The organism is Krasilnikovia sp. MM14-A1259, from assembly GCF_047159535.1.
Classification (GTDB): Bacteria; Actinomycetota; Actinomycetes; order Mycobacteriales; family Micromonosporaceae; genus Actinoplanes.
Genome location: NZ_BAAGAJ010000002.1, coordinates 3,957,505 through 3,983,385 on the forward strand (window position 1 = coordinate 3,957,505; position 25,881 = coordinate 3,983,385).

Here is a 25,881-nt window from a genome sequence, read left to right on the forward strand (position 1 = left end):
TCCTGACAGCGATCACGTGGGGGGCCAACGCGTGGACCGTAACAATTCGGGAGCAGGACCGCCGCCCGGCCGCGAGGAGTCATCCCCACGGCCGTGCGGCGGCCGGCAATGCGTACCTGCTAGTGGCGGGTCACTTCGGCGCGTTGGCCGACTCGACCTTGACCGTGCCCGCGATGATGTCCTGCTTGAGCTTGTCGACCTCGGCCTTCAGGCCCGGGTCGACCTTGCTGTCGAACTGGTTGTACGGCGCCAGCGAGACACCGTTGTTCTTCAGCGTGCCCAGGAAGCCCGGCGTGGCCTCCAGCTTGCCGCCCTGGGCGCCGGTCACCACGGCCTGCTGCACGGCGTCCTTGATGTTCTTGACGACCGTGGTCAGGAAGACGGCGCAGTACTTCTGCGCGCTGACGCAGCCGTCCTGGTCCACCCAGATGACCGAGACCTTGCCGCCGGACGCCAGGGCGACGTCCCCGGTGCCGAGGCCGGTGCCACCCGCGACCGGCATGACCACATCGGCGCCCTGGGCGACGAACGTGTTCGTGATGGCCTTGCCCTTGTTCTGGTCGCCGAAGCTCTCCGAGAACGTGCCGTTCTGCTTGGCCTTGTCCCAGCCCAGCACCTGGACGTTCTTGCTCTTGGCCTTGTTGTAGTACGCCACGCCGTCGGCGAAGCCGTCCATGAAGACCGTCACCGGCGGGATCTTGAGGCCGCCGAACGTGGCCACCTTGCCCGACTTGGAGTAGCCCGCCGCCAGGTAGCCGGCGAGGAACGCGGCCTCGTTCGTGGCGAACTGCATCGGGTACACGTTGTTCAGACCCGGGATCGCGCTGTCCACGATGCCGAACTGCGAGCTGGTGCTCTCGGTGGCGACCTTCTTGGTGGCGTCACCCATCAGGCCGCCGACGGCCAGGATGAAGTTGCACTTCTGGTTGACGAACTGGCGCAGGTTCGGCTCGTAGTCCGCCTCGGCGGTCGACGCCACGTACTTCGGGTCGACGTTGGCGGCCTTCTCCTTGGCTGCCTGCATGCCGGCCCAGGCCGATGCGTTGAACGACCGGTCGTCGATGCCACCGGTGTCGGTGACCATGCATGCCTTGTAGGCCGCGGCGGCGCTGGAGCCACCGCTCGGGGTCTTGTCGGGGGCGCTGCCACAGGCCGCAGCGGCGAGCGTCAGCCCACCCGCCGCGAGAACCGCAACGATCCGCTTCCCACGTACTGGGCGCAAGACGCCCTCCTTCCGCTCGACACCGACCCCCGTCGGTGATCTCAGGTCGGGAGCGTATCCCCAGGCCATCGCCGTGGGAGGAAATCACCCGGACTGTTTGCGCACCGTTACCTCGCCGCAATCGCGCGGCGTGTTGAACGCCGGTTTAGCCCTATTGCGCCGCAAATTGTCCGCCGGTAGCCACGACACCCCGGCAATCTTTGCGTACGCATCGGGGCGCACATCCATTCTTCCGTCAAGCGGTCAGGAGCGCGGCCCACCTGCGCGCCAGGCCTGCACGCCGAGGACGCCGACCGTGGTGCCGATGACCAGCGAGGCCGCGATGAGCAGGGCGTGCACCCAGAGGAACGACGTGGGTGAGCCACCGGCGAAGGACCGGTCGTCCTTCCAGATGGCCAGGCCGAAGCGTGGCCAGATCAGCCATGTCCACACGCCGACTCCGATGAGGAACGCCGCCCACCGCCGCGAGATCACCATCGGGCCAGTATGCGTGCGCCCGGTCAGCCGGAGGTGGGCAGGTTCGCGGCGATGCGGGCGAACGCCGCCCGCACCTGTGCCGCGGTGGGTTCGTCCCCGAGGTCGAACGCGGAATCCTCCTCCTCGGCCGGTCCGTTGTCCGACGCCGCGCGGGCCAGCGCGATCTCGTCGCGGATCGCGTTCGCGTCGACCAGGGGCAGCAACGGCTCGACGACCGCCAGCAGGTCCTCGTCGGCGACGACCGCCCGGGCCAGCGCGAGCGCGTGCGGGCGCTCGTACGGCCCGCAGACCACCGGCTCCCAGTCCTCCTCGTCGCCGAGCGCCCCGATCGTGATGACCCACGGCAGGTCGGCCACCGGAGAGTCTTTCGGCAGGTCAAGCGTCACCAGAGTGCCCACGCGCCCATCATTGCGGGCGGTGATGGCGAATCCAGGTATTTTGCCCTACAGGTGTACTTTTGTCCCGGGCTGCGAGGTCCACGACCCGCCCATGCGGACTGGTCGCGGCCCACGCCGCGCCGAACAGCAGGAGCTGGTTGAAGACGTACAGGTAGACCAGCACCCCGACCGCGCTGGCCACCAGCCCGTACGCGGGGTTGCGCTGAACCAGCCGGACGAACGTCTCCCCCACGGTGTTGAGCAGCGTGATGCCGATGCCGACCTGCAACACCGGCGGAGCCATCCGCCGGGCCGTCATGTGCAGCCGGGGCACCGCGGCCAGCAGCGCAGCCGCGAACACCATGTTCACCACGACCGTCAGCACCACCCCGGCCGCCGACAGTGCACCCTGGAAACCGCCGTGGGCGAGCCATTCGAACAACTGCTCCAGCCCGTACGCGGCGAGCTGGGACGCCGCCAGCAGCACCAGGATGGCGGTCAGCACCACCAGGTCGAGAAGCTGGCGCAGGACGACGTAGCCGGGCTGCTCGGGCAGGCGCCAGATGAGCCGCTGCGAGGAGCGGATCGCCTCCACCCAGGCGATACCGGTGAAGGTCAAGCCGACGATGCCGACGATGCCGACCGTACGGCCACTGTCGAGGATCTGCTGCAGGTCCAGGAACGGCAGATTCTGCTCCAGGAACTCGTAGACGATGTCGTACAGCTCCGAGTTCTTGCTGAGCAGGATGCCGAACACCGAATAGCCGATGAGGAGCAACGCGAAGATGGCGAAGAACCCGTAGTACGCGATGGCTGCGGCAAGGCGACCACCCTGGACCTCCCAGTAGCGCAGCAGCGCCCGGCACAGGTGGTCGAAGGTGCGGGAACGGTGTCGGCCGGCCAGGATTCGCGACTCGGCCGCGCCGTACAGCCGGTCGATCGGGTTCACGGGCCGACCGTACCCGGCGGTCTCACCCGCCGAGGGGGAAGTCGCGCCGGGGCCGCCACGGGCCCTCACCGTCGTGCGAGAACAGGGTGAACGCGGGCACCTCGAAACGGGCCGAGAACCCGGACAGGTCCTCGAACACCGCGTCCAGCGCGTCGGCCGGCACGTCCTGCGCGACCGTCACGTGCGGGTGGTACGGGAACCGGGCGTCGCTGTGCACACCGTCCGCGGCAGCGATGGCCTCGGCGAGCAGCTCGCACTCGCTGATCCCCATCGCCAGGGTCACGAAGACCACCTCGGTGACTGGCCGGAACGTACCCGTGCCGCGCAGGTGGATCGTGAACGGCTGCTGCGCCGCAGCGACCGCCGCCAGGTGTTTCTCGATCGCGGCCAGCGTGTCCGTGGCCACCTCGGTGGGCCCCAGCAACGTGACGTGCGCCGGTGTGTACGCCGCCTGCGGGTCGCCCGTCTGCGCCCGACGCCGCGTCAGCGCGGCCCCCCACGGCTGCGGGATGTCGATCGCCACGCCGATCCGGGTCGTCGCGGCACCGCCGTCGCCCACCAACCGGTCAGGTTGCGCCAGGCCGTCGTCGCCCACCACCCGGTCAGGCTCCGCGGGCGGGCGGCAGGAAGCCGACGTTGCGGTACGCGGTCGCAAGCGTGTCGGCCGAGACGGCACGGGCCTTGTCCGCGCCGACCGCGAGCAGCTTGTCGAGGTGTCCCGGGTCGTCCAGGTAGGCGCGGGTGCGCTCCTGGAGCGGCTTGACGAACTCGACCACGATCTCGGCGAGGTCCTTCTTGAGGTCGCCGTAGCCCTTGCCGTCGTACTCCTCCAGCAGCTCGTCGATCGTGCGGCCGGTCAGCGCCGCGTAGATCGTGAGCAGGTTGCTGACGCCGGGCTTGTTCTCCTCGTCGTACAGGATCTCCCGGCCGGTGTCGGTCACCGCGGACTTGATCTTCTTGGCCGACCGGGCCGGGTCCTCCAGCAGCTCGATGATGCCGTTCGGCGACGACGCCGACTTGCTCATCTTGACCGTCGGCTCCTGCAGATCCGTGATCTTCGCCGTGTCCTTGACGATGTACGCCGACGGCACGGTGAACGTGTGCCCGAACCGGGTGTTGAACCGCTGCGCCAGGTCGCGGGTGAGCTCCAGGTGCTGCCGCTGGTCCTCGCCGACCGGCACCGCGTCGGCCTGGTAGAGCAGGATGTCCGCGGCCTGCAGGATCGGGTACGTGAACAGGCCCACGCTGGTGGAGTCCGACCCCTGCTTGGCGGACTTGTCCTTGAACTGGACCATGCGGCCCGCCTCGCCGAACCCGGTGATGCAGCTCAGCACCCAGGCCAGCTGCGCGTGCTCGGGCACGTGGGACTGCACGAACAGCGTGCACCGCTCGGGGTCGAGACCGACCGCGAGCAGCTGCGCCACCGACAGCCGGGTGCGATTACGCAACGCATCGGGGTCGTGCCCCATCGTGATGGCGTGCAGGTCGACGACGCAGTAGAACGCGTCGGCCGTTTCCTGCATGGCGACCCAGTTGCGCACCGCGCCGAGGTAGTTGCCGAGGTGGAAGGAGTCGGCGGTCGGCTGGATACCGGAGAGCACTCGCGGGCGGCGGGCGGGGTCGGACATGAACGCCATTGTGTCAGGACCCGCCGACCGTCCGTCAAACCCTCCTGTGCGTAAAGGTCCGATGTTTGATCGTGTTGACTTATGAGCGGTCATGGTGAAATCTGAGGTGGCATCGGGACCGTCCCGGCGGCCTCCTACGCTGACCGTAGGGACCGCCAGCAACCGAGAGGCCAGATCGTGAAACTGCTCGTCACCGGAGGCGCCGGCTACATCGGCAGCATCACCACCCGCCTCCTGCTGGAAGCCGGGCACGAGGTCGTCGTCCTGGACAATCTCAGCACCGGATTCCGCGAGGCCGTCGCACCGGGGGCCACGTTCGTGGAGGCCGACATCCGCGACGCCGCCCGGGTGCTGACCCCGGAGGCCGGGTTCGACGCGGTGCTGCACTTCGCCGGCCTGATCGCCGCGGGCGAGTCGATGGCCAAGCCCGAGCTGTACTGGGACCACAACGTCACCCGGTCACTGGCCCTGCTCGACGCGGTGCGCGCCGCCCGGGTGCCGCGCATCGTCTTCTCCTCCACCGCCGCCGTCTACGGCAACCCTACCGAGCTGCCCATCACCGAGGGTGCGGTCAAGGCCCCCACCAGCACGTACGGCGCCACGAAGCTCACCTTCGACCACGCGCTGACCTCGGAGGCGTTCGCCCACGGGCTGGCCGCGGTCTCGCTGCGCTACTTCAACGTGGCCGGCGCGTACCTGCGCCCCGACGGCACCGCGGTCGGCGAGCGGCACGACCCGGAGACCCACCTCATCCCGATCGCGCTGCAGGCCGCCGCCGGCAAGCGGGACAAGCTGCAGCTGTTCGGCGACGACTACCCGACCGAGGACGGCACGTGCGTCCGCGACTACATCCACGTCGAGGACCTGGCCCGCGCCCACCTGCTCGCGCTCGATGCGGCCACCGCGGGCGAGCACCGCATCTACAACCTGGGCAACGGCAACGGCTTCTCCAACCGCCAGGTCGTCGAGGCCGTCCGCGAGGTCACCGGTGTCGACCTGCAGGTGGAGATGGCCCCGCGGCGCAGCGGCGATCCGGCCGCCCTGGTTGCCTCGTCCGCCAAGGCCCGCACCGAGCTCGGCTGGACGCCCGAGAAAGCCACCCTGCAGGCCATGATCTCCGACGCGTGGGAGTTCTATCGCGACCACGTCGCGTGATCTGATCGGCCCATGGCGACAGACATCGATGTGGCGGCCCTCGATCCGGCCGCCACGGCCGCGGCCGGATTCGCCTCCAGGTACGGCACCGCCCCGGCCGGCCTGTGGGCCGCGCCGGGGCGGGTCAACCTGATCGGCGAGCACACCGACTACAACGACGGTTTCGTCCTGCCGTTCGCGCTGCCACAGCGCGTCGTCGTGGCCGCCGGGCCGGCCCGGGCCGGCTGGCAGGTCAGCTCCGACACCCAACCCGACCCGGTGTCCTTCGGCGACGCCGAGGTGGCCCGGCCGGGCGTGCTGGGCGGCTGGGCCGCGTACGTCGCCGGGGTCGTGTGGGCACTGCGCGACGCGGGCCTGCCCGTGCCGCCCGCCCGGCTCGCCATTGCCTCGGACGTGCCGGTGGGAGCTGGTGTCTCCTCGTCGGCCGCCCTGGAGTCGGCGGTGCTCACCGCGCTGATCGGCCTCGGCGGCCTGGACCTTCCGGTGGAGCGGCGTCCCGGGATCGCCCAACGGGCCGAGAACGCGTACGTCGGTGCGCCCACCGGAATCATGGACCAGGCCGCGTCGATCCGCTGCCGGGCCGGGCACGCGCTGTTCCTGGACTGCCGCACCCAGCAGGTGCAGCACATCCCGTTCGACGTGGCGGCGCACGGGCTGGCCGTGCTGGTCGTCGACAGCAACGCGCCGCACCGCCACGTCGACGGCGAGTACGGCGCCCGCCGCAGCTCCTGCGAGGCCGCCGCGCGGCTGCTCGGCGTGCCCGCGCTGCGCGACATCACACCGGACGGGCTGGACGAGGCCCTGCACCGGTGCGCCGACGCGGTGATGCGCCGCCGGGTCCGGCACATCGTCACGGAGAACCAGCGGGTACTGGACACGGTCGCCCGCCTGAGCGGCGGCCGGATCCGGGAGATCGGTCCGCTGCTAACCGCCTCGCACGCCTCGATGCGCGACGATTTCGAGATCACCGTGCCGGAGGTCGACGTCGCTGTCGAGGCGGCGCTGACCGCCGGGGCGTACGGCGCCCGGATGACCGGCGGCGGCTTCGGCGGCTGTGTGCTCGCCCTGGTCGACGCCGCCCGGGCGGAGGAGACCGCCGCGGCGGTCGAAGCGGCGTACGGGGCGCGCGGGTTCCCCGCCCCGACCGCCTGGGTGGCCGCACCCGGTCCCGGAGCGACCCGGCTGTGACGCATCAGCCGCGGCGTTCGCGGGTATGCACCTGCCATGACCGTCGAAGCTGAAGGCAACGAGCCGAACGAGTTCGGTTTCTCGGGCGCGGGCACCGGGCCCTCACCGGAACACCTCAAGCACCTCATCGAGGACGCCCCCGGCGGGGACGTCGCCGTACCCGCGGGCGACATCACCGGCGCGGTCACCCACGCCCTCGAAGAGCTGGTAACCCCTCACGACCACGAACCGGAGGAGTGACCTCCCCCGCCGAGCCAGGGGCGAGGCCCCGGCACCCGACGCGCGGGGCGACGAGGCCCCGCGCCCCTGCGAAGGACCTGACATGGGAATCGATCCCCCGTTCCTGTGGCCGGACCACTCACCGCTCGGCGCCCCGGTCCGGATCCGGTACGACGCCGGCGGCTCGCTGGCCGTGCTGGCCGTCCGCGGCGAGTGGAACGCCGGCCTGTCCGCCCAGGTCGCCGCCGCGCTGCGCAGGTTCTTCGCCGAGCAGACCACCGGGCTGATCATCGACCTGTCCCGGCTCGACGACCCCCGCGCGAACAGCGCACCGACCTGGATGGGCGCGCGCGCCCTCGCCGCCCGTCAGCAGCCGCCCGTGCAACTCGCACTCTGCGCCTCGCCCGAGCAGATCCTGGCCGACCGGCTGCAGCACCTCGGCGCGGGACGGTTCCTGCCCGTCTACGCCACCGTGGACCAGGCCCACGTGGCGATCACCGGCCGCCTGCCACACACCGACCGGATGCAACTGGAGCTGCGCCCCGACACGGAAGCCCCCGCCCTCGCCCGGCGCCTCGTCGAGGACGCGTGCCGCTCGTGGCGGCTGACCGCCCTGCGGCAACCCGCCCGCCTCGTCGTCTCCGAACTGGTCAACAACGCGGTCGAGCACGCCGGGACCCCCATCACCGTGACGGTGTCGCGGCGGGTGTCCGTGCTGCACGTGGCCGTCCAGGACCGCTGCCCGGACATGCCGCAGCTCCACCCGCGCACCCCCGGACCGCGGTTACCCGAGCACGGCATGGGCCTGCGCCTCGTGCACGCCACCGCGCTCGCGTGGGGCGCCGTGTCCACCGACGACGGCAAAATCGTGTGGTGCGCCGTACGGGGGCCGCAGACGGCGCGCCGCCGACGGCCCCGGACCGCTACGACGCTTCGATGATCATCCCGGCGCCGACCGTACGGTTGGTCGTCTCGTCGATGAGGATGAAGCCGCCCGTCGTGCGGTTGCGGCGGTACTCGTCGGCCAGCAGCGGCACCGTGGTCCGCAGCCGGACCCGGCCGATCTCGTTGAGGGCCAGCCCGGACGGGTTCTCGTCGCGGTGCAGAGTGTTCACGTCCAGGCGGTACTGCAGGCCGCGCACGACCGCGCGGGCGCTGCGCGTGGTGTGCTTGATGGCGTACTTGCCGCCGACCCGCAGCGGGGCGGTCTCGTCCATCCAGCAGACCATCGCCTCGACGTCCTGCACGGGCCGGGGCGCGTTGTGCGGGCGGCAGATCATGTCGCCGCGCGAGATGTCGATCTCGTCGGTGAGCCGGACCGTCACCGACATCGGCGGGAACGCCTCGTCGACCGGCCCGTCCGCGGTGTCGATGCTCGCGATCGTGCTGGTCAGCCCGGACGGCAGCACCATCACCTCGTCGCCCGGCTTGAGCACGCCGCTGGCCACCTGCCCGGCATAGCCGCGGTAGTCGGTGACCGTGGTGGACTGCGGGCGGATCACGTACTGCACCGGGAAACGCACGTCGACCAGGTTGCGGTCGCTGGCGAAGTGCACGTGCTCCAAGTGGTGCAGCAGCGACGGGCCCTCGTACCACGGGCTGTTCTCGGAACGGGAGGCGATGTTGTCGCCGTTGAGCGCGGAGATCGGGATGACCGTGAGGTCGGGGGCGTCGAGTTTGGCGGCGAACGAGGTGAACTCGTCGCGGATCTGCTCGTACACCGTCTGGTCCCAGTCGACCAGGTCCATCTTGTTGACACACAACACCAGGTGCGGCACCCGCAGCAGCGAGCACAGGAACGCGTGCCGCCGCGACTGCTCCACCAGGCCCTTGCGCGCGTCGACCAGGATCAGCGCCAGGTCGGCCGTGGACGCGCCGGTCACCATGTTGCGGGTGTACTGGATGTGCCCCGGGGTGTCCGCGATGATGAACTTGCGCCGCGGCGTCGCGAAGTACCGGTACGCCACGTCGATCGTGATGCCCTGCTCCCGCTCGGCGCGCAGGCCGTCGGTGAGCAGCGCCAGGTTCGTGTACTCGTCGCCGCGGGCGGCGCTGACCGCCTCGACCGCCTCCAGCTGGTCGGAGAACAGCGACTTGGTGTCATACAGCAGCCGCCCGATCAGCGTCGACTTGCCGTCGTCCACGCTGCCCGCGGTGGCGAACCGCAGCAGGTCCATGCCCCGGGCCGCGGCCGTATCGGCCTCCACCACTGCCTGGCTCATCAGAAGTACCCTTCCCGCTTGCGGTCTTCCATCGCGGCCTCGCTGACCTTGTCGTCACCCCGGGTGGCGCCGCGCTCGGTGATCCGGGTGGCGGCGACCTCGTCGATGACCTTCTCCACCGTGTCGGCGTCCGAGCGGACCGCGGCGGTCTGCGACGCGTCGCCGACCGTGCGGTAGCGCACCCGCTGCACCGAGGGGGTCTCCCCCGCCCGGGGCCGGATGAACTCGTTGACCGCGTAGAGCATGCCGTCGCGCTCGACGACCTCCCGGTCGTGTGCGTAGTAGATGCTCGGCAGCGGGATCTGCTCCTTGGCGATGTAGTGCCACACGTCCAGCTCGGTCCAGTTGGACAGCGGGAATACGCGGATCGACTCGCCCGGGTGGTGCCGGCCGTTGTACAGCGCCCACAATTCGGGACGCTGGTTCTTCGGGTCCCACTGGCCGAACTCGTCGCGGAAGCTGAACATCCGCTCCTTCGCCCGGGCCTTCTCCTCGTCGCGGCGGGCCCCGCCGAACAGTGCGTCGAAGCGGTACTTCTCCACCGCGGCCAGCAGCACCGGCGTCTGGATGCGGTTGCGGGTGCCGTCGGGCAGCTCGCGCACCAGGCCGGAGTCGATCGCCTCCTGCACGCTGGCCACCACCAGGTTGAGGCCCAGCTCCGCCACCCGGGCGTCGCGGTACGCCATCACCTCGGCGAAGTTGTGGCCCGTGTCGACGTGCATGACCGGGAACGGGACGCGTGCGGGAGCGAACGCCTTCTCGGCGAGCCGCAGCATCACGATCGAGTCCTTGCCACCCGAGAAGAGCAGCACGGGGCGTTCGAACTCGGCCATGACCTCCCGCATGACGAAGATGCTCTCGGCTTCGAGAGCATCCAGATGCGAGACGCGATAGGGCATCGTCTGGCTCATGAGCGGATCCCCAGACCTTTCGGGTCGAGCTGTGCGGGAGTCAGGTTACGGGAGGTGACGCTGCAACGCTGCAAGTAACCGAGGAGCGAGATCCTTACGACAGACCACGAGATCGGGAAGCTTCGGATCGGCCTGGTTGTATTTCAACTCACTGCCGTCGATCCGGGAAGCGTGTAGTCCAGTGGCCGACGCCACAGCCACCGGCGCGGCACTGTCCCACTCGTACTGCCCGCCCGCATGCACGTACGCGTCGGCCTCCCCGCTGATCACCGCGGCGATCTTCACCCCGGCCGAGCCCATCGGCACCAGTTCCGCCCCGATGTCCTCGGCCAGTGCGGTGACGAACGCGGGCGGCCTGGTCCGGCTCGCCGCGATCCGGATCGCCCCGCCGGTCGCCGCGGACAGCGGCATCGGCGGGTACGCGGGCGGCGCGTCCGTGGCCACCGTCCGGTGCTGGGCGGGCATCGCCACCGCGCCCGCGGCCAGCCGGAACGGGCTGGAGCTGTCCGCCGTCCAGAGCGCGACGTGCACCGCCCAGTCCGCCCGGCCCTGCTCGGAGAACTCCCGCGTGCCGTCCAGCGGGTCGACGATCCACACCCGGGACGCGCCCAGCCGCTCCGGGCGCAGCGCGGCGTGCTCGCCGTCCTGCCACGCCGTACGGGAGTGCTCGTCCTCCTCCGACAGCACCGCGTCCGCCGGGCGCCAGCGGGCCAGCTCCGTACGCAGCAGGTCATGGGCGGCCTTGTCGCCGGCCGCCTTGAGCGCCTTCGGGTCGGCGTACCCGAGCTCGTCGCGGACCGCGAGCAGCACCTGGCCGGCGCGGTCCGCGAGCCAGCGCGCGAACGCCGCGTCGATGACCGGCGGGGATCCGCTGTCGCCGCCGTCACGTTGGCCCGCGATGTGAGACTGATCCGTCCGCGCCGACGTCGAAGTCCGATCGCCCACGTCCTCGCTCCTCCATCCGACCGCCCCACCCGCCGCCGTCGGGCGGACTGAAGGCCCCATCAATATGCGCCCGATGACCGCAGCACCGCGGTCATGGTCCGCAAAAGGATCACCAGATCCAAACTCAGCGACCAGTTCTCCACATAGCGAAGGTCCAGCCTGACCGCCTCCTCCCACGGCAGGTCCGAACGTCCGGAAACCTGCCAGAGGCCGGTCATGCCCGGCTTGACCGCAAGTCGGCGGCGAACGTCGTCAGCGTATGCCGCCACCTCCACCGGCAGCGGGGGGCGCGGGCCCACCAACGACATCTGCCCCGCCAGCACGTTGAGCAACTGCGGCAGCTCGTCCAGCGACAGCCGGCGCAACCACCGCCCGACCCGGGTCACCCGCGGGTCCTCCCGGATTTTGAAGAGCACGCCGTCGTGCTCGTTGAGATGTTTCAGCTCGGCGAGCCGGGCCTCGGCGTCCACGTACATGCTGCGGAACTTGAAGATGCGGAACAGGCGCCCGTCACGCCCGACCCGGACCTGCCGAAAGAGTACCGGGCCGCGCGAGGTCAACCGGACACACAGTGCGACGGACAACAGCAGCGGCCCGAACAGGACCAGCAGCAGCACCGCCCCGACCCGGTCCACCACATCCTTGACCACCCGGGCGCCGCCGTGCAGTCGCGGATGTTCCACATGCAGCATCGGCAACCCGTCGAACGGGCGGATCGTCGTGCGGGCGCCGGCCACGTCGATCAGGGAACTGGCCACGATGAGGTCCACCTCGTCGCGTTCCAGCCGCCAGGCCAGCCGGCGCAGGGCCGCCCCGTCCAGTTCCGGACAGCTCAGCACCACCACGGTGTCCGCGTCCGCGGCGTCCACCGCGTTCGCCACGTCGTCGAAGGAGCCGTACACCGGCAGGTCCACCGCGCCGTCGTGGTCCGGCGGCAGGCAGGCACCCACCACCTCCAGGCCGTGGTATCGCTCCCGGCGCAACTGCCGGGTCAGGCCGATGACGGACATCTCATGCCCCACCACCAGCACCCGGCGCAACCCCTCACCCCGGTTCCGGGCCAGGTGCAACCGCTTGCGCAACAGGAAACGCAACACCACCACGGCCGCGATCACGGCCGGCAGCGCGGCCAGCACGTACGAGCGGGCCAGGTCCAGATCCAGCGCGTACGAGACCATCGCCGCGCCCGCGATCAGGCCCAGCCCGCCGCGCAGCACCCGCTGGTACTCGTCCGTGCCGACGAACAGGTAGCGCCGCTCGTACGCCCGGCTCACCCCCAGCACCGCCAGCAGCGCCACCGGCAGCAGCGCGGACAGCAGCAGATACCCCCGGTTGTACGCGGTCACCTGGTGGCCGAAGCGCAACGCGAACGTGGCCGCCCCGGCCACCACCCCCGCCAGCAGGTCACCGGCGATCAGCGCCCACACGTAACGGCGCTCCCAGCGCTGCCGCCGCGACATCGCCGCATGCTTGCCCCGGACCCGTACGAACGGCCTGGGCGTGGGCCGCACCACCACGGAGCGGTTCGGCGCGGTCGACCAGTGGCGCGGGATCGCCTGATTGCGGGCCCGCTCGGCGGCGCTGGTGCCGCCCCCGCCCGCCAGGGGGGCCGAGTTCGGCTCGGCCCGCGTTGCCCGCCCCCCGTTCTCCGGACCCGCGGGCGCCGGGTCGTCCACCGGCCGCACCGGGCCGTGGTTGGGCTTGCCCTTACGTGGCACGGTCCGGTGCGCCCGCGGACCGTGGTTGGCGGGCAGATGGTTGGCCGGGCCGTGGAGTTCCGGTTCGCTCACCGCGCCCGTCCCGGACGGCCGTGGCCCGTCCGCCTGGGCAGCCCTCGGGCCCGACGCCTCCGGCGGAACGTTCAGCTCACGGGTTGAACGGCCCGCGCCCGGCTCGCCAGGCGCCGGCTGGCCACCCTTGGACGCCACGTACAGCCGGCCGGTCGCGTCCGGGCGGGCACGTTCCGGTTGGGGCCGTGACCCTGCCGCGGGGAATGCGCGGGCGCCGGCAGGCGGGAGCAACGCCCGAGTGTTGGGCTCGCGGGCGTTCGCGGGCTGGCGGCCGCGGGTCGCCCGTACCGGAGGTCCGGCCCGATCACCGTCCGCCCACGCCGATGATCCGGGGGTGACCCCGGTCCCGCCGATCGCGGGCAATGCCGACCCATGTTCCTCGGACAGGTCCTGCGTCACCGACCCTCCCTGTCCCCGCCCCGTCGCGCGCACCCCGTGTGTGGTGCGGCTATATGTGACCAACGCCCAGGTCGAGCGTCGGGTCACGGGCCAGCGAGAGGGACAAAACGGACTGAATTTCTACCCGTTCGGGTCGGCCGGGATCATCCGCCGTGGTACTTGTTCTGCGCCCACTCGACCCCCTCCAGCACGACCGCCTCCACGACGTCAGCCGCCCGGTCGACGAGGAAATCCAGCTCCTTGCGCTCACCCGAGGAGAAGTCCGCCAGCACGAAATCCGCCGGGTCCTGACGCCCCGGCGGCCGCCCGATGCCGAACCGCACCCGCGCGTACTCCTTGGCCCCCAGCGACTTCGACATCGAACGCAGCCCGTTGTGGCCGCCCTCGCCACCACCGCGCTTCGCCCGCACCTGCCCGAACGGCACGTCCAGTTCGTCGTGCACCGCGATCACATGCGCCAGCGGCACCTTGTAGAACTGAGCCAGCGCCGACACCGGCGCACCCGACAGGTTCATGTACGTCAGCGGCTTCACCAGCACCAGCTTCGGCCCGCCCAGGCCCAGCCGGCCCTCCGCCGCCTCGGCGTGCGCCCGCCGATGCCGCCCGAACTTCGCACCCACCCGCGAACCCAGCAGGTCGGCCACCATGAAGCCCACGTTGTGCCGGTTACCGGCGTACTCCCGGCCCGGGTTGCCCAACCCGACCACCAGCCAGGGCGCGTCGTCGCTCATCGTCTCGTCTCCGGATATGCGTCAGGGAAAGTGCCATCGGCACTTTCCCTGACGTCGTTGTTACTGGGCTCGCTGCGCGGCCGCGGTCACTCCGCGGCGGCGGCCTCGCCACCCTCGGCGCCCTCGGCAGCCGGCGCCTCGCCGGTCTCGCCCTCAAGCTGCTCGGCCGTCTGCGCGGCCGTCACCACCGCGATCACGAAGTCGGGCTCCACGGCCAGCTCCGCGCCCGCCGGCAGCGTCACGTCGGCAGCAGTGACCTGCGCACCCGCCTCCAGGCCGTCGATCGAGACCTCGAAGCCGGTCGGCAGGTGCATCGCCTCGGCGACCACCGCGAGCGTGTTGCTCTCGTGCACCACCAGCGTGTTGCGGGCGGCGTCACCGGTCAGCGTCACCGGGACGTCGACCTGCACCTTCTCACCACGCTTCACGATGATCAGGTCGACGTGCTCGAACGTGTCCTTGATCGGGTCGCGCTGGATCGCCTTCGGCAGAGCCAGCGTCGCGCCGGTGCCACCCACGATGTCGATCGTGAACACCTGGTTCAGGCCACCGTGCCGGATCGCGGCGGCGAACTCCCGCGCCGGCAGCGCGATGTGCTGCGGCTTCTCACCATGCCCGTACAGCACGGCGGGCACCTTGCCGGCCCGGCGCGTGCGGCGGGCACCACCCTTGCCGAACTCGGTGCGGGGCTCGGCGCTGATCTTTACCTCGGACACAGGGATACTCCTGAAACTCTTGGCTCGGCTGCATGAAGTCGGCGGGCTGCGGGCGGTCGGCGGTGGAGCGGGCCATCGTCGGGCGCTGCCGGGCGAGGGGGCGCGCCAGGGCACACGCCCGGAGCACCGCGTCGATCACGGTGCCTCCAAGCCGACTGCGAACGTCAGCAGCCCGCGGGGCACCCTCGCCGTGGCAACCGTGCCAGCTTACCTTCCGCGATCGGCCACAACCCACCGGGTCCGTTCTCTGCGAAAACTTCACCCGGCCGATGCAACTTGCACGACCCCGAAACCACTGCCAACGTCCGGCTCCGACCCGACGTTCCAGCTCAAACGATCACAGCACACGCAGACCGGGGCGCGCCGCGATTCCGGCGAACCAGGCCCAGGAGACGACGCAGAACGCCGCGGCGATCACGTCGTCGTTGGCCGTCGTTGGCCGTCGTTGGCCGGAAATCTAGCTGAGACCGCCGAACAGCGTCGTCACCGAGCCGTCGTCGAAGACCTCCCGGATCGCCCGCGCCAGCAGCGGTGCGATCGACAACACCGTGATCTTGTCCAGGCTCTTCTCCGGCGGCAACGGCAACGTGTTCGTTACCGCCAGCTCGCTGATCCGGCTGTTCTTCAGCCGCTCCGTCGCCGGGTCCGACAACAGCGCATGCGTCGCCGCCACGATCACGTCCGCGGCGCCCGAATCGAACAGGATGTCCGCAGCCTTCGCGATCGTGCCACCCGTGTCGATCATGTCGTCGACGATCAGGCACACCCGGCCCTCGACCTCGCCGACCACTCGGTTCGCCACCACCTGGTTCGGCTTCAGCGGATCACGCGTCTTGTGGATGAACGCCAGCGGGCAACCACCCAACCGGTCCGTCCAGCGCTCCGCCACCCGCACCCGGCCCGAATCCGGGGCGACCACCGTCATCGGCCGGCCCTCGTACTTGCGCTGCACGTGCTCGGCGAGGGTGTCCATCGCAAAGAGGTGATCCACCGGCCCGTCGAAGAACCCCTGGATCTGCGCGGTGTGCAGATCCACCGTGAGGATCCGGTTCGCCCCCGCCGTCTTCAACAGGTCGGCCATCAGGCGCGCCGAGATCGGCTCACGGCCACGGTGCTTCTTGTCCTGCCGCGCGTACGGATAGAACGGCAACACCACCGTGATGCGCTTGGCCGAACCGCGCTTCAGCGCGTCGATCATGATCAGGGTCTCCATGACCCAGCGGTTCACGCCCTCAGACATCGACTGCACCACGAACGCGTCCGAACCCCGCACCGACTCCTTGAACCGGACGAAGATCTCGCCGTTCGCGAACTCGTACGAATCCGACGGCGTCGGGGCGATGCCCAGCACCTGCCCGATCTCCTCGGCCAGCTCCGGGAAGCCCCGCCCGGAGAAAAGCATCAGACTCTTGCGGTTCTCCGCGACGATGCTGCCCATCGGCTCGTCCGCTCCCGTGGTCGAGGGGGTGTGTCCCGTGCAGTATCCCCCGCGACAAGTTTCTCGCCACACGCCGCGTCTACGGGGTGGGATGGCTCACGGCGCGGGCCGCGAAAGATCACGAAGCGGCGGTGCCGCCCGCCTCCCGCTCGGCCTGCTCCGCGACCTCCGCCGACCGCGTACCGGGCCGGCGGCGCGCCGTCCACCCCTCCACGTTGCGCTGCGGCGCGCGGGTCACCCCCAGATTCCCCGCCGGCACATCCTTGGCGACCGCGCTGCCCGCCGCCACATACGCCCCCGGGCCGATCTCCACCGGCGCGATCAGCACCGTGTCACTGCCCACGAACGCCGCCTCACCCACGGTCGTCTGATGCTTGGCGACCCCGTCGTAGTTCGCGAAGATCGTCCCCGCGCCGATGTTCGCCTTCGCGCCGATCGTCGCGTCCCCCACGTACGACAGGTGCGGCACCTTCGCCCCATCACCCAGCTCGGCGTTCTTCGTCTCCACGAAGCCGCCCACCTTCGCCTTACGACCCAGCCGCGTCCCCGGCCGCAGGTACGAGTACGGGCCCACGGTCGCCTCCGGGCCCACCTGCGCGCCGACGCAATGCGCCCGCAGCACCGCCGCCCCCTCGGCCACCTCCGTGTCGACCAACGTCACGTCCGGCCCCACGACCGCTTGCGCGGCCACCCGGGTCACGCCCAGCAACTGCGTGTTCTGGTCGATCACCGCGTCCGGTTCCACGGTCGCGGTCACGTCGATCCACGTCGTCGCCGGATCCATGATCGTCACACCGGACCGCATCCACGCGGTGTTCACCCGGTCGCGCAGCAGCGCCCGCAACCGGGCCAGCTCCGCCCGGTCGTTGCAGCCCAGCGTCTCCTGCGCGTCGGCCGCCACGAACACCCCGACCGGATGGTCCACCGCCGCCAGCAGGCCGAACACGTCCGTCAGGTACTCCTCGCCCTGATCGTTGTCCGTCGACAACTTGCCCAGCGCCTCCCGCAACAACGCCGCGTCGAACGCGTAGATCCCCGCGTTGATCTCCCGGATCGCGCGCTGCTCGGCGGTGGCGTCGCGCTCCTCGACGATGCGCTCCAGGTTGCCCGCGGAGTCGCGGACCACCCTGCCCAGCCCGGTCGGGTCGGCCACCTCGGCCGCCAGCACGGTTGCGCCGGCCTTGGACTGCTCGTGCGCCTCGATCAGCGCCGCCACGGTTGCGGGGCGCAGCAGCGGGACGTCCGCATTCAGCACCACCACCGTGCCGGCGCCGTCCGGCACCGCCTCCAGGGCGATGCGGACCGCGTGGCCGGTGCCGTTCTGCTCGGCCTGGAGCACCGGGACGGCCGCGGGGGCGATCTCGGTGAGGTGGGCGCGAACCACGTCCGCCTGGTGACCGACGACCACGATCGTGCGGTCGGCCTCGGCGGCCTCGGCAGCGACCAGGACGTGGCCGAGCAGCGTGCGGCCGAGCAACCGGTGCAGCATCTTGGGCGTCGCGGACTTCATCCGCTTCCCCTCACCGGCGGCAAGGACGACAACGGTACGGCTTTGAGCGTGGCTCACGCGGACTCCATTGTTCACATTGGCGATGCAGACGTGCGGCGCCTCGTCAGCCGCGGTGTTGAAGCTCCCGAGAGAGGATTCGAACCCCTATAATCACAACCAAAATGTGACGTCCTGCCCTTAGACGACTCGGGAGGGCAAAGCGGACACAATGACTATGTCATTGTGCGCGCGTCACATCCTAGCGCCATCAGCCGAACCGGCAGCCAGACCGATCCCTTGCATGATGCCTTCGATCCTCCAGTACAACTCCCGCGACCGCGGCACGTCGATGATCAGGCAACCACGGTACGGCGCACCGACGTTGTGCCTGACGGTCGTCGGATTGTGCTTCTTCAGCGTCGGCCGGCAGAAGATCTCGTACGGCACCTCGGCCACGACTGCCCACCACCGACCCGCCGCATCCCAGTCCGCCGACTCGTGGATGCTGATCCGGTATTTCAGCGCGGCCCGATCGAGGCCGAACAAGTCCATGAAACGCAGGAAGAGCCGGATCAGAACCGGATCACTGTTGATGAACGTCACTCGGCACCGGTTCGGCTGCCACGGCTTGGATTTCGTGCCCTCGCACCAGTAGGCGACCGCACCCAGCAGGCGGACCTCACGCTCCGACAAGGCGCCGACCCAGTCCGACTCGCGGCCCCATGTGGCGGCCCGCTCGGCGTCGCGGGCCACCCTATAGGGCCCCCATCGCGCCTCGCGCATCTCCGCCATGTGGCGGCGCTGTCGCTCGGTGGCCCGCTCGGGGCTCGGCTCCAGCGGCAGGTGCCGGGTCCACAGATACGCCGTGGACCTCGACACGGACAGCTCGGAGGCGATGTCGGGCACCGTCCGGCCCGCACGCCGCAGGGCGACGGCCCGGTCGCGCAGCTCGTCCTTGGCGTTGGGCCGGCGGGTCCACTCGGGCACGGGCAGCCCCCACAGCCAGTCGGCCATGGTGTCGCGGCTCACCCCGAAACGGTTCCGGAGCTGAGCGAGTGACATGCGGGTCTCGACGCGCAGCTGGCGCGCCTGGGTGCGACGGGGGTCATCCATGGTCGGTACGTTAGAACGGGGGTACGACAGGAACTCACGCCCGTGGATGCGCCGCGAAGAACGTCCACAGTGTCGGCGTGGCCTGCAGCGCCGCAGACGGCGCGTCCAGCCCCAGCAACCGCTGTGCCAGCGGCGCCGGCCGGGACCCGGGCCACTGGTGTCCCGCCCCGGCGATCGTGATCAGGTCGACCGCGCGACCGTCGGCGCAGGCCGCGGTGGACGTGGTGACCGTGCCGGAGACCTTGACCACCGGCGTCGCGCACTTGTCGATCTCGCGCCAGTGGGCGTTGAGGTCCGGGACCGAGGGGCCATCGATCTTGACGGGCAGGCGGCTGCCGGCGCCGGCGTTGTCGCGCTTTCCGGGCCCGCCCCCGTACGGGATGGTGTGGTCGGCGGTGCCGTGGATGTGCATGATCGACAGTGGGTGGGGCTGCTTGCACTCGTTGATCATCGTGCCGGAGACCGGGCCGATGGCGGCGAAGACGTCCGTGTCGCAGGCCAGCCGGTACGACAGCATGGCGCCGTTGGAGATGCCGGTGGCGTAGACCCGTTTCGGGTCGACGAGGCTGCCGAACGATGCGGCGAGCCGGGTGATGAACCCGACGTCGTCGACGTTGTCGCGGGCCGCCACGCCGCAGCAGTCCGGGTCGACGTTCCAGGTGCGGCGGATCCCGTCGGGGTAGGCGACGAGGAACTTGCCGGTGTCGGCCTGGGCGTCCCAGCCGTACGACTTCTCGGCCTGTTCGCCGGTGCCGGCGGCACCGTGCAGCACGATGACCAGCGGGGCGGGGTCGGGCAGTCCGGCGGGGCGGTACACGCGGTAGGTGCGGTCCTGGCCGCCGACGGTCATGGTGCCCGACGACTGGCCGACCGGCGGGGTGGAGGGCGGGGTACCTGTGCCGGTGGTGGCGGGCGGCGCGGGGGGCCGGCCGCGGTCGGCGCGGTGCGCGGTGCAGCCGCCGACGAGGAGCACAGCGATCAGGAGCAGGACTCGGGCTCTCACCGTTGCATCGTCTCCTGTGGATGTTCGGGCCGGGTAAGGGATCCGCAAGGGCTGGGCGAGGATCCGCCCAGCCCTTGCGGCAGCGACTATCGGCTGGTCATCCTGATGAGTTCCCAGCCGCCTTGCGGTTTGGCGTCCAGGCGCTTGGTGCGCAGGTTCATCGGGTTGGCCATGCCGATGTACAGACCCCCGGAGCCGTCCGGGATCATGTTGCGGACGCCGTAGTTGAGGTAGTTACCGAGGCCGCGGGTGTTGACCGCGATCGCGGGCGAGTTGCTGTCGGGGAACATGTAGAGGTCGCCGCCGAACTGGCCGGGTTTGATGAGCGGCTTGGCCCACGAGTCCGGGTCGGCGAGCGCCTGCTTGGCGAACTTGTTGACCGGCGCGGTGGGCGCGGCGCCCTGGAGCAGGTCCTTGACGAGGTAGCTCCAGTCCATGGTGCCGACGTACAGCTTGTTGTCGACCACGGTCATGCGCCACGTGTAGTTGTTGAACAGGTAGCCGAAGCCGGACTTGCCGTACAGCGGGGTGAAGTTGGTGGACTTCTGCGACCACGTGCCGGTGGCGGGGTCCCAGGCGGGGAGCGTCTTCTCGCCGTACACGAGCTCGATCTTCTGGGTGGGCAGGCCCAGGTCCTTGCCGCGCCAGATGCTGACCGCGCGCTGGGTGTTGACGTCCTGGGTCTTGGCCGCCTCCTTGTCCGCGGGCGGGTAGACCTTGGCGTGCACCATGCTGGACTTCATCGGTACGTGCATGGTGCCCCAGTAGACGTAGCCGTCGAACGCGGCGATGCCGCCGCCACCGTAGGTGGCCGACACGATGCGGTCGGGCTCGTACTGGCGGGCGTTCCAGATCTGCTTCCAGCCGGTGGCGTCCTCGGGGTTGAGGCCGGGGGCGCCGTCGGCGAGTTTCGGGCTGATCCACAGGCCGGCGAGCATGAGCGCGCTGGTGGGCTGCTCGGCGGGCCAGCTGGTGGCGGCGATGCGGCCGTCGTACACCGTGAGGTCGGCCGCCTGGACGGGCAGCGACGCGACCGTGGTGAACGCGAACGGGTTGGTCTTGTCGCCGGACCAGCGCAGCACCGCGCCGCCCGCGGAACCGTTGCGCCCGATGCCGACGCCGAGGTAGAGGGCGCCGTCGGCGACGAGGAACGTGCGGATGTTGCCGTAGTTCGGGAAGTTGACGGAGCCGAGGTACTGCTGGGTGGTGGCGTCGAACGCGAACATGTTGAGCGTGTCGCCGAGTGCGGGGCCGCCGAACAGGACGACGTCGCCCAGGGTGCCGGCGGCGCGCAGGCCGACGGTGTGGCTCAGGCGCAGTGCGTCGTCGGGCGACTTGGCGCGGATCTCCGCGGACTTGTTGACGGACTTCTTCGTGGCGGTGTCGTACGTCCACACCTCGGGTGCGCGCATGTCGCCGAGGTAGTCGGGGATCGCGGGGTCGGCCTTGTGGGTCTGGCTCTCGCCGTACTCGCAGGTCCAGTTGTCGTTGGCGGTCGGCTTGACGTAGTCGAGGGTGGCGCCGCTGACGAGGCAGTGCACGTTGGCGCCCGTACCGAACCAGATGGTCTGGCCGACCTGGGTGAGGCCCCAGACGTACGCCTGGTTGACCTTGGGTTTGCCGGTCTTGCACGGCGGCCCGGCGGGGTACGGCTGGCCGACACCGTTGAAGCACTCGTCGGGCTTGGCCTTGGCGAGCAGGTCGAATTGGTACCGGGGTTTGGCGGGCGTGGGCTTCTGCGGGGCGGCGGGCGGGTGCAGTTGCTTGACGATCGCGCGGTGGATCATGTCGGCGATGGCTTTGAGGTACCGGTTCTGGGCGTCGGCGGCGGCGACGGGGCTCGCGGTGTGGGCTGCGGGGGGTGCGGCGGCGGCCGGGTGTGCCGTCCAGCCCGCGGCGAGCACGAGCACGGTGCCCGCCGCCGCCACCCGGCGCAGGGTGGCGGTCGGAGCTAATTTCATGAACATCGTTCCTTTCCGCGGAGCGCAAACGAGCGCCTGGCGCGGCGGCGGCAGGCGCTGGCGGTTCGGGCCTCGCGGGGGTGCGGGGCCGGGGTGGGCGGGCGGCGTCGTGGGTCGCCGCCCGCCCACGTCTGGGGGTTACGGGCAGTGTCGGTCGAGCCGGATCAGCTCCCAGCCGCCCTCGGGTACGTCGTCGGTGGGGTCGGTGCGCAGGTTCATCGGGTCGGCCATGCCGAGGTAGAGCCCGTTGCCGTTCGGGATCATGTTGCGGATGCCGTAGTTGAGGTAGTTGCCGAGGCCCTTGATGTTCACCGGGGTCGCAGCCTCCGATGTGGACGGAAACGTCCACAGGTCGCCACCATACGCATCGGGGTCAATGTCTTGCAGGATCGCCGCGCGGTCGCGGGCGCTGAATCCGGACGGCTGGTTCATGATGTCGGCCGCGATGTAGCTCCAGTCCATCGTGCCGACGTACAGCCGGTCGCCCGCGACGGCCATCCGCCACGTGTAGTTGTTGAACGGGTAGCCGAAGCCGGACCTGCCGTACTTCGGAGTCCATCCGGTGGACACGGCCTTCCACGTGGCGGTCCCCGGGTCGTACGCGGGCAGCGTGGTTTCGCCGTACAGGAGCTCGATCTGCTGGGTGGGCAGGCCCAGGTCCTTGCCGCGCCAGATGCTGATGCCGCGCTGGGTGTTCCTGACCTGTGCGGCCTTCGCGTCGTCGGTGGTCTGCGGGTACACCGTCTGGTGCACCTTCGTGGCCTTGAGCGGCACGTGCATGGTGCCCCAGTACAGGTAGCCGCCGAACGCGGCGACGCCACCGCCGCCGTAGGTGGCCGCGGTCAGCCGGTCGGGCTCGTACATGCGGGCGTGCCAGACCTGTTTCCAGCCGTCGGCGTCCTCGGGGTTGAGGCCGGGCTGCCCATCGGCCAGCGGCGGGCTGAGCCAGACCCCGGCGAGCATGGCGGGGCTGCTCGGCTGCTCGGCGGGCCACGTGGTGGTGGCGATCCGCCCGTCGTAGTAAGCCAGGTCGGCGGCCTGCACCGGCAGCGTGCCGACGGTTTCGAGCGCGAACGGGTTGCGGACGTTGCCGGTCCAGCGCAGCACCGCGCCGCCGTTGGAGCCGTTGGCGCCGATGCCGACGCCCAGGTAGAGCGCGCCGTCGGCGACGAGGAACGTGCGGATGTTGCCGTACTGGGGCAGGTTGACCGAGCCGAGGAACCGTTTGGTGCGGGCGTCGAACGCGAACAGGTTGAGCGAGTCACCCAGCGCGGGGCCGCCGAGCAGGACGACGTTGTCGAGGTTTCCGGCGGCGCGCAGACCGATCGTGGTGTTCAGCCGTTTTGCGTCGTCGGGGCTCTTGGCGCGGATCTCGGCGCTCTTGTCGGTCAGCCGCTTGGTGAGCGTGTCGTACAGCCACACCTGGGGCGGGCGCTGGTCGCCGATCTCGGCGGGGAAGTCGGGGTCGTTGCGGACGTTCTGGCTTTCGCCGTACTCGCAGACGTAGTCGGAGTTGACCACGGGCACCGCGATGCCGAGGGTGGCGCCGCTGACCAGGCAGTGCACGTTGGCGCCGGTGCCGAACCAGATCCAGTTGGCGACCCGGGTCAGGCCCCACACGTACGCCTGGTTGACCTTCGCCTGGCCCTGGGCGCAGGGCGGCCCCACCGGGTAGGGCTGGCCGATGCCGTTGAAGCATTCGTCCGGCTTGGCCTTGGCGAGCAGATGCAAAGTGTACGGGTCGGGGTTGGCGGCGTGGGCCGGGGCGGCCACGGCACCGCAGGTAAGCAGCAGCGCGGCGAGCGTGGTGCCCAGCCGGCGCAAGGTTCCGCTCACGGGAAGGTCCCTTTCACGAGGGGTGGGGACGGTTCACGAGGAGGTGGGACGGTTCGCGAAGAGGTGGGGACGGTTCACGAAGAGGTGGGGACGGGGACCGGCTCCGGCCTGCGTACCCGGTCGGCCACCGAGGCTGCCCAGCCGCCGGGGTCGGCGAAGCCGAGGAATTCGCCGAGCGTGGTGAGCTGCCCGGCCGGGTCGGCGACGAGGTCCTCGTAGGCGATCCGGTGGAGCTGGGCGGGCGGATTGTCGGCCAGGGCCTGTTCGGCCTGGCTGCTCATGAACGCGCACAGGGCCATGAAGCGTTTGAGGTCGTTGCCGCGTTCGCGCAGGAAGTCGGCGGTGAGGCGGTCCGGCAGGTACTGGGCGACCTCGTCGGGTACGGGAGTGCCCGCGGGCAGTGTCAACGGGTCCAGGCCGAACCGGCCGACCGCCTCCACCCGCAGTTGTACGAGCTGGAACGACGAGTGCCGGCTCATCGAACGGGCGGTGGCGGTCCAGTCCCGGGTCAGGTACACGATCTTGGCGGTGGGGTAGTTCTCCAGCAGCGACGGGGTGACCTGGCTGGACCCGCCGGAGCGTTCCACCCAGCGCTGCTTGCCGGTCAGCTCTGCCAGCAGGTCGAGGAACGCCTGGTGGTGTGCGCCGACGCGCTGCGTGGGGAACTGCCGGACCCGCTCGCCGAGCGCGTCGAACAGCGTGTCCGGGTCGTCGGTCAGTTTGGACAGCGTGATCGCGAGGATGCGCGGCAACGTCAGCATGTCCCCGGCGAACCGGCCGGTCGACGGGTACCGCACCTCCTTGGGCGGCACGCCGATGCGGAACAGGACGGACAGTTCCTCCTTGGGCCCGCTGAGCACATCCCAGTACGCGGGCCCGGTGATGATCTCGCTGCTGCGGTTCCACGGTGCCACGGACATGAAGAACTCCTGCGCGGAGCAGGTCTGCGGCTCGTCGGCGATCAGATCCGAGAGCAGCGTCGAGCCGCAGCGGCCGTTGCTGATGATGATGGCGCGGTCCATCGACCGGACTCCTTAGTGGACAGGCGCGGCGAGCCAGGGCAGCACGTGCGCCCGTACCTGGTCGGGGGCTTTGACGAGCAGGGTGTGTTTCTGGCCGTCGACGATGACGTGGCCGGACTGCGGCATCAGCCGCTGGGTGAGCGGGGCGAGGTCCTTGACCGCCGACTCCGCGCCGTACAGGCACAGCACGGGGCAGGCGATGGCGGCCAGCCGCGCCGGGTCGGGCAGCGCGCTGGCCGGCAGTTCCTGCCCGACCGTGGTGTCGGCGAGCAGGGCGGAGGCGTCCCGGACGCGGCGCGCCATCAGCGGGCGGCTGTGCGCCACCGAGTCGGCGTCCGCGAGTGTCTCGGCGGCGCGGGCCAGCCGCCGCGCCATGCGGCCGAACCAGGCCGCGGTGGGCGGCGCCGACTCGACCGCGACGATCCCGGCGACCCGGTCGGGGTGCCGGGCCGCGTACGCGAACGCGATGGTGCCCCCGAACGAGTTGCCGAACAGGTGCACCGGCTCGTCCACCTGCCAGTGGGTGAGCAGCCCGGCCAGGTCGTCGACGAAGTCGTCCAGCGCGTACCCGGTCGGCGGCCGGTCGCTGTGGCCGTGCCCGCGCAGGTCGTAGAGCAGTACCCGCAGGCCCTCCGCAGCCAGCGGGTGGGCGAGCGTGAGGAACCAGCTCGCCATGCTGTCCGAGGTCATGCCGTGGATGAGTACGGCGGTGCCGCGCCGCTCCCCGACCGGCGGCACCTCCTGGACGTGCAGCCGTACCCCGTTGACGGTCGCGTGGCTCATGACGTGGCCGGCAGCTCGTCCAGGGACTTCGCGATGTAGTCGACGAGCTGACCGACGCGCAGCTCACCCACCGAGGCGACGTCGAGCGAGGAGACGAACAGCGCGAAGTTCACCGAGTTGCCGTACCGGGCCTGCAAGCGGCCGGCCAGCGACACCACGTCCAGGCTTTCCATGCCGAGGTCGTCGCGGAACGTGGTCTCCATGGTGATCTCGGCGTCCGGGCCGAAGTCGCCCAGGACGCTGCGAAGCAGGGCATCGACGTCGGCCAGGACGGCGGTCGTGTTCGAGGGCATGGCGGTGCTCTCCT

At 70.5% G+C, this 25,881-nt stretch carries 25 protein-coding genes and 1 tRNA gene; 4 read left to right on the top strand and 22 right to left on the bottom strand.

Annotation, left to right across the window (positions count from 1 at the left end):
- Positions 1-130: 130 nt before the first annotated feature.
- The 6 genes from ACMCNK_RS17725 to trpS all read right to left on the bottom strand — a co-directional run bounded on the left by ACMCNK_RS17725 (position 131) and on the right by trpS (position 4,653).
- Positions 131-1,222, bottom strand: coding sequence for a BMP family lipoprotein (locus tag ACMCNK_RS17725; protein WP_412737516.1), 1,092 nt, complete (start codon positions 1,220-1,222; stop codon positions 131-133).
- Positions 1,223-1,465: 243 nt separating this feature from the next.
- A complete protein-coding gene (locus ACMCNK_RS17730; RefSeq protein ID WP_412737517.1) occupies positions 1,466-1,699 on the bottom strand; it encodes an SCO4848 family membrane protein in 234 nt (77 codons plus the stop codon).
- A gap of 23 nt (positions 1,700-1,722) precedes the next feature.
- Positions 1,723-2,097: a hypothetical protein gene (locus ACMCNK_RS17735; RefSeq protein WP_412737518.1), complete on the bottom strand. Its 375-nt coding sequence runs from the start codon at positions 2,095-2,097 to the stop codon at positions 1,723-1,725.
- Between the two features lie 7 nt (positions 2,098-2,104).
- Positions 2,105-3,025, bottom strand: a complete 921-nt coding sequence (locus tag ACMCNK_RS17740) for a YihY/virulence factor BrkB family protein (RefSeq protein WP_412737519.1) — start codon at positions 3,023-3,025, stop codon at positions 2,105-2,107.
- A gap of 22 nt (positions 3,026-3,047) precedes the next feature.
- Complete coding sequence (locus ACMCNK_RS17745; RefSeq protein WP_412737520.1) at positions 3,048-3,623, bottom strand: 2'-5' RNA ligase family protein; 576 nt, start codon at positions 3,621-3,623, stop codon at positions 3,048-3,050.
- A 4-nt stretch (positions 3,624-3,627) separates the two neighbouring features.
- The gene (trpS, locus tag ACMCNK_RS17750) at positions 3,628-4,653 is read right to left on the bottom strand and encodes a tryptophan--tRNA ligase (RefSeq protein WP_412737521.1); all 1,026 of its coding nucleotides are present in this window, start codon (positions 4,651-4,653) and stop codon (positions 3,628-3,630) included.
- 177 nt (positions 4,654-4,830) lie between these two features.
- On the opposite strand from trpS, the gene galE reads away from it, so the two are divergent.
- The 4 genes from galE to ACMCNK_RS17770 all read left to right on the top strand — a co-directional run bounded on the left by galE (position 4,831) and on the right by ACMCNK_RS17770 (position 8,155).
- A complete protein-coding gene (gene galE / locus ACMCNK_RS17755; protein WP_412737522.1) occupies positions 4,831-5,808 on the top strand; it encodes a UDP-glucose 4-epimerase GalE in 978 nt (325 codons plus the stop codon).
- Positions 5,809-5,820: 12 nt separating this feature from the next.
- Positions 5,821-6,996 (top strand): galactokinase, encoded by a 1,176-nt coding sequence (gene galK, locus ACMCNK_RS17760; protein ID WP_412737523.1) that lies wholly within the window; start codon positions 5,821-5,823, stop codon positions 6,994-6,996.
- Positions 6,997-7,032: 36 nt separating this feature from the next.
- Entirely contained in the window at positions 7,033-7,236 is a 204-nt protein-coding gene (locus ACMCNK_RS17765) for a hypothetical protein (RefSeq protein ID WP_412737524.1), read from the top strand.
- 82 nt (positions 7,237-7,318) lie between these two features.
- Positions 7,319-8,155: an ATP-binding protein gene (locus ACMCNK_RS17770; protein WP_412737525.1), complete on the top strand. Its 837-nt coding sequence runs from the start codon at positions 7,319-7,321 to the stop codon at positions 8,153-8,155.
- On the opposite strand, the gene ACMCNK_RS17775 is transcribed toward ACMCNK_RS17770, so the two are convergent.
- The 16 genes from ACMCNK_RS17775 to ACMCNK_RS17850 form a co-directional block, all read right to left on the bottom strand.
- Entirely contained in the window at positions 8,139-9,437 is a 1,299-nt protein-coding gene (locus ACMCNK_RS17775; RefSeq protein WP_412737526.1) for a sulfate adenylyltransferase subunit 1, read from the bottom strand. The two genes, ACMCNK_RS17770 and ACMCNK_RS17775, sit on opposite strands and share 17 nt — an antisense overlap.
- Positions 9,437-10,348 carry a sulfate adenylyltransferase subunit CysD gene (gene cysD, locus ACMCNK_RS17780; RefSeq protein WP_412737527.1) on the bottom strand — a complete coding sequence of 304 codons (912 nt, stop codon included), beginning with the start codon at positions 10,346-10,348 and terminating at the stop codon, positions 9,437-9,439. The genes ACMCNK_RS17775 and cysD overlap by 1 nt, the downstream gene beginning before the upstream one ends.
- 45 nt (positions 10,349-10,393) lie before the next feature.
- Positions 10,394-11,293, bottom strand: a complete 900-nt coding sequence (locus tag ACMCNK_RS17785; RefSeq protein ID WP_412737528.1) for a 3'(2'),5'-bisphosphate nucleotidase CysQ — start codon at positions 11,291-11,293, stop codon at positions 10,394-10,396.
- 59 nt (positions 11,294-11,352) lie between these two features.
- Positions 11,353-12,753 carry a sugar transferase gene (locus ACMCNK_RS17790; protein ID WP_412740896.1) on the bottom strand — a complete coding sequence of 467 codons (1,401 nt, stop codon included), beginning with the start codon at positions 12,751-12,753 and terminating at the stop codon, positions 11,353-11,355.
- Positions 12,754-13,625: 872 nt separating this feature from the next.
- On the bottom strand, positions 13,626-14,213 hold the full coding sequence (gene pth / locus ACMCNK_RS17795; protein WP_412737529.1) for an aminoacyl-tRNA hydrolase: 588 nt from the start codon (positions 14,211-14,213) through the stop codon (positions 13,626-13,628).
- An 86-nt stretch (positions 14,214-14,299) separates the two neighbouring features.
- Entirely contained in the window at positions 14,300-14,929 is a 630-nt protein-coding gene (locus tag ACMCNK_RS17800) for a 50S ribosomal protein L25/general stress protein Ctc (protein ID WP_412737530.1), read from the bottom strand.
- A gap of 457 nt (positions 14,930-15,386) precedes the next feature.
- Positions 15,387-16,367, bottom strand: coding sequence for a ribose-phosphate diphosphokinase (locus ACMCNK_RS17805; protein ID WP_412737531.1), 981 nt, complete (start codon positions 16,365-16,367; stop codon positions 15,387-15,389).
- A 118-nt stretch (positions 16,368-16,485) separates the two neighbouring features.
- Entirely contained in the window at positions 16,486-17,934 is a 1,449-nt protein-coding gene (glmU, locus tag ACMCNK_RS17810) for a bifunctional UDP-N-acetylglucosamine diphosphorylase/glucosamine-1-phosphate N-acetyltransferase GlmU (RefSeq protein ID WP_412737532.1), read from the bottom strand.
- Positions 17,935-17,998: 64 nt separating this feature from the next.
- Positions 17,999-18,069 (bottom strand) — tRNA-Gln (locus ACMCNK_RS17815).
- A 39-nt stretch (positions 18,070-18,108) separates the two neighbouring features.
- Positions 18,109-18,969 (bottom strand): resolvase, encoded by an 861-nt coding sequence (locus tag ACMCNK_RS17820; protein ID WP_412737533.1) that lies wholly within the window; start codon positions 18,967-18,969, stop codon positions 18,109-18,111.
- 34 nt (positions 18,970-19,003) lie between these two features.
- Positions 19,004-19,972: an alpha/beta hydrolase family esterase gene (locus ACMCNK_RS17825; RefSeq protein WP_412737534.1), complete on the bottom strand. Its 969-nt coding sequence runs from the start codon at positions 19,970-19,972 to the stop codon at positions 19,004-19,006.
- 86 nt (positions 19,973-20,058) lie between these two features.
- A complete protein-coding gene (locus ACMCNK_RS17830) occupies positions 20,059-21,933 on the bottom strand; it encodes a hypothetical protein (protein ID WP_412737535.1) in 1,875 nt (624 codons plus the stop codon).
- 138 nt (positions 21,934-22,071) lie between these two features.
- Entirely contained in the window at positions 22,072-23,769 is a 1,698-nt protein-coding gene (locus tag ACMCNK_RS17835) for a hypothetical protein (protein ID WP_412737536.1), read from the bottom strand.
- 74 nt (positions 23,770-23,843) lie between these two features.
- Positions 23,844-24,791, bottom strand: coding sequence for a sulfotransferase domain-containing protein (locus ACMCNK_RS17840; protein ID WP_412737537.1), 948 nt, complete (start codon positions 24,789-24,791; stop codon positions 23,844-23,846).
- Between the two features lie 12 nt (positions 24,792-24,803).
- The gene (locus ACMCNK_RS17845) at positions 24,804-25,574 is read right to left on the bottom strand and encodes an alpha/beta fold hydrolase (RefSeq protein WP_412737538.1); all 771 of its coding nucleotides are present in this window, start codon (positions 25,572-25,574) and stop codon (positions 24,804-24,806) included.
- Positions 25,571-25,867, bottom strand: a complete 297-nt coding sequence (locus ACMCNK_RS17850) for an acyl carrier protein (RefSeq protein ID WP_412737539.1) — start codon at positions 25,865-25,867, stop codon at positions 25,571-25,573. The genes ACMCNK_RS17845 and ACMCNK_RS17850 overlap by 4 nt, the downstream gene beginning before the upstream one ends.
- Between the last annotated feature and the right edge of the window lie 14 nt (positions 25,868-25,881).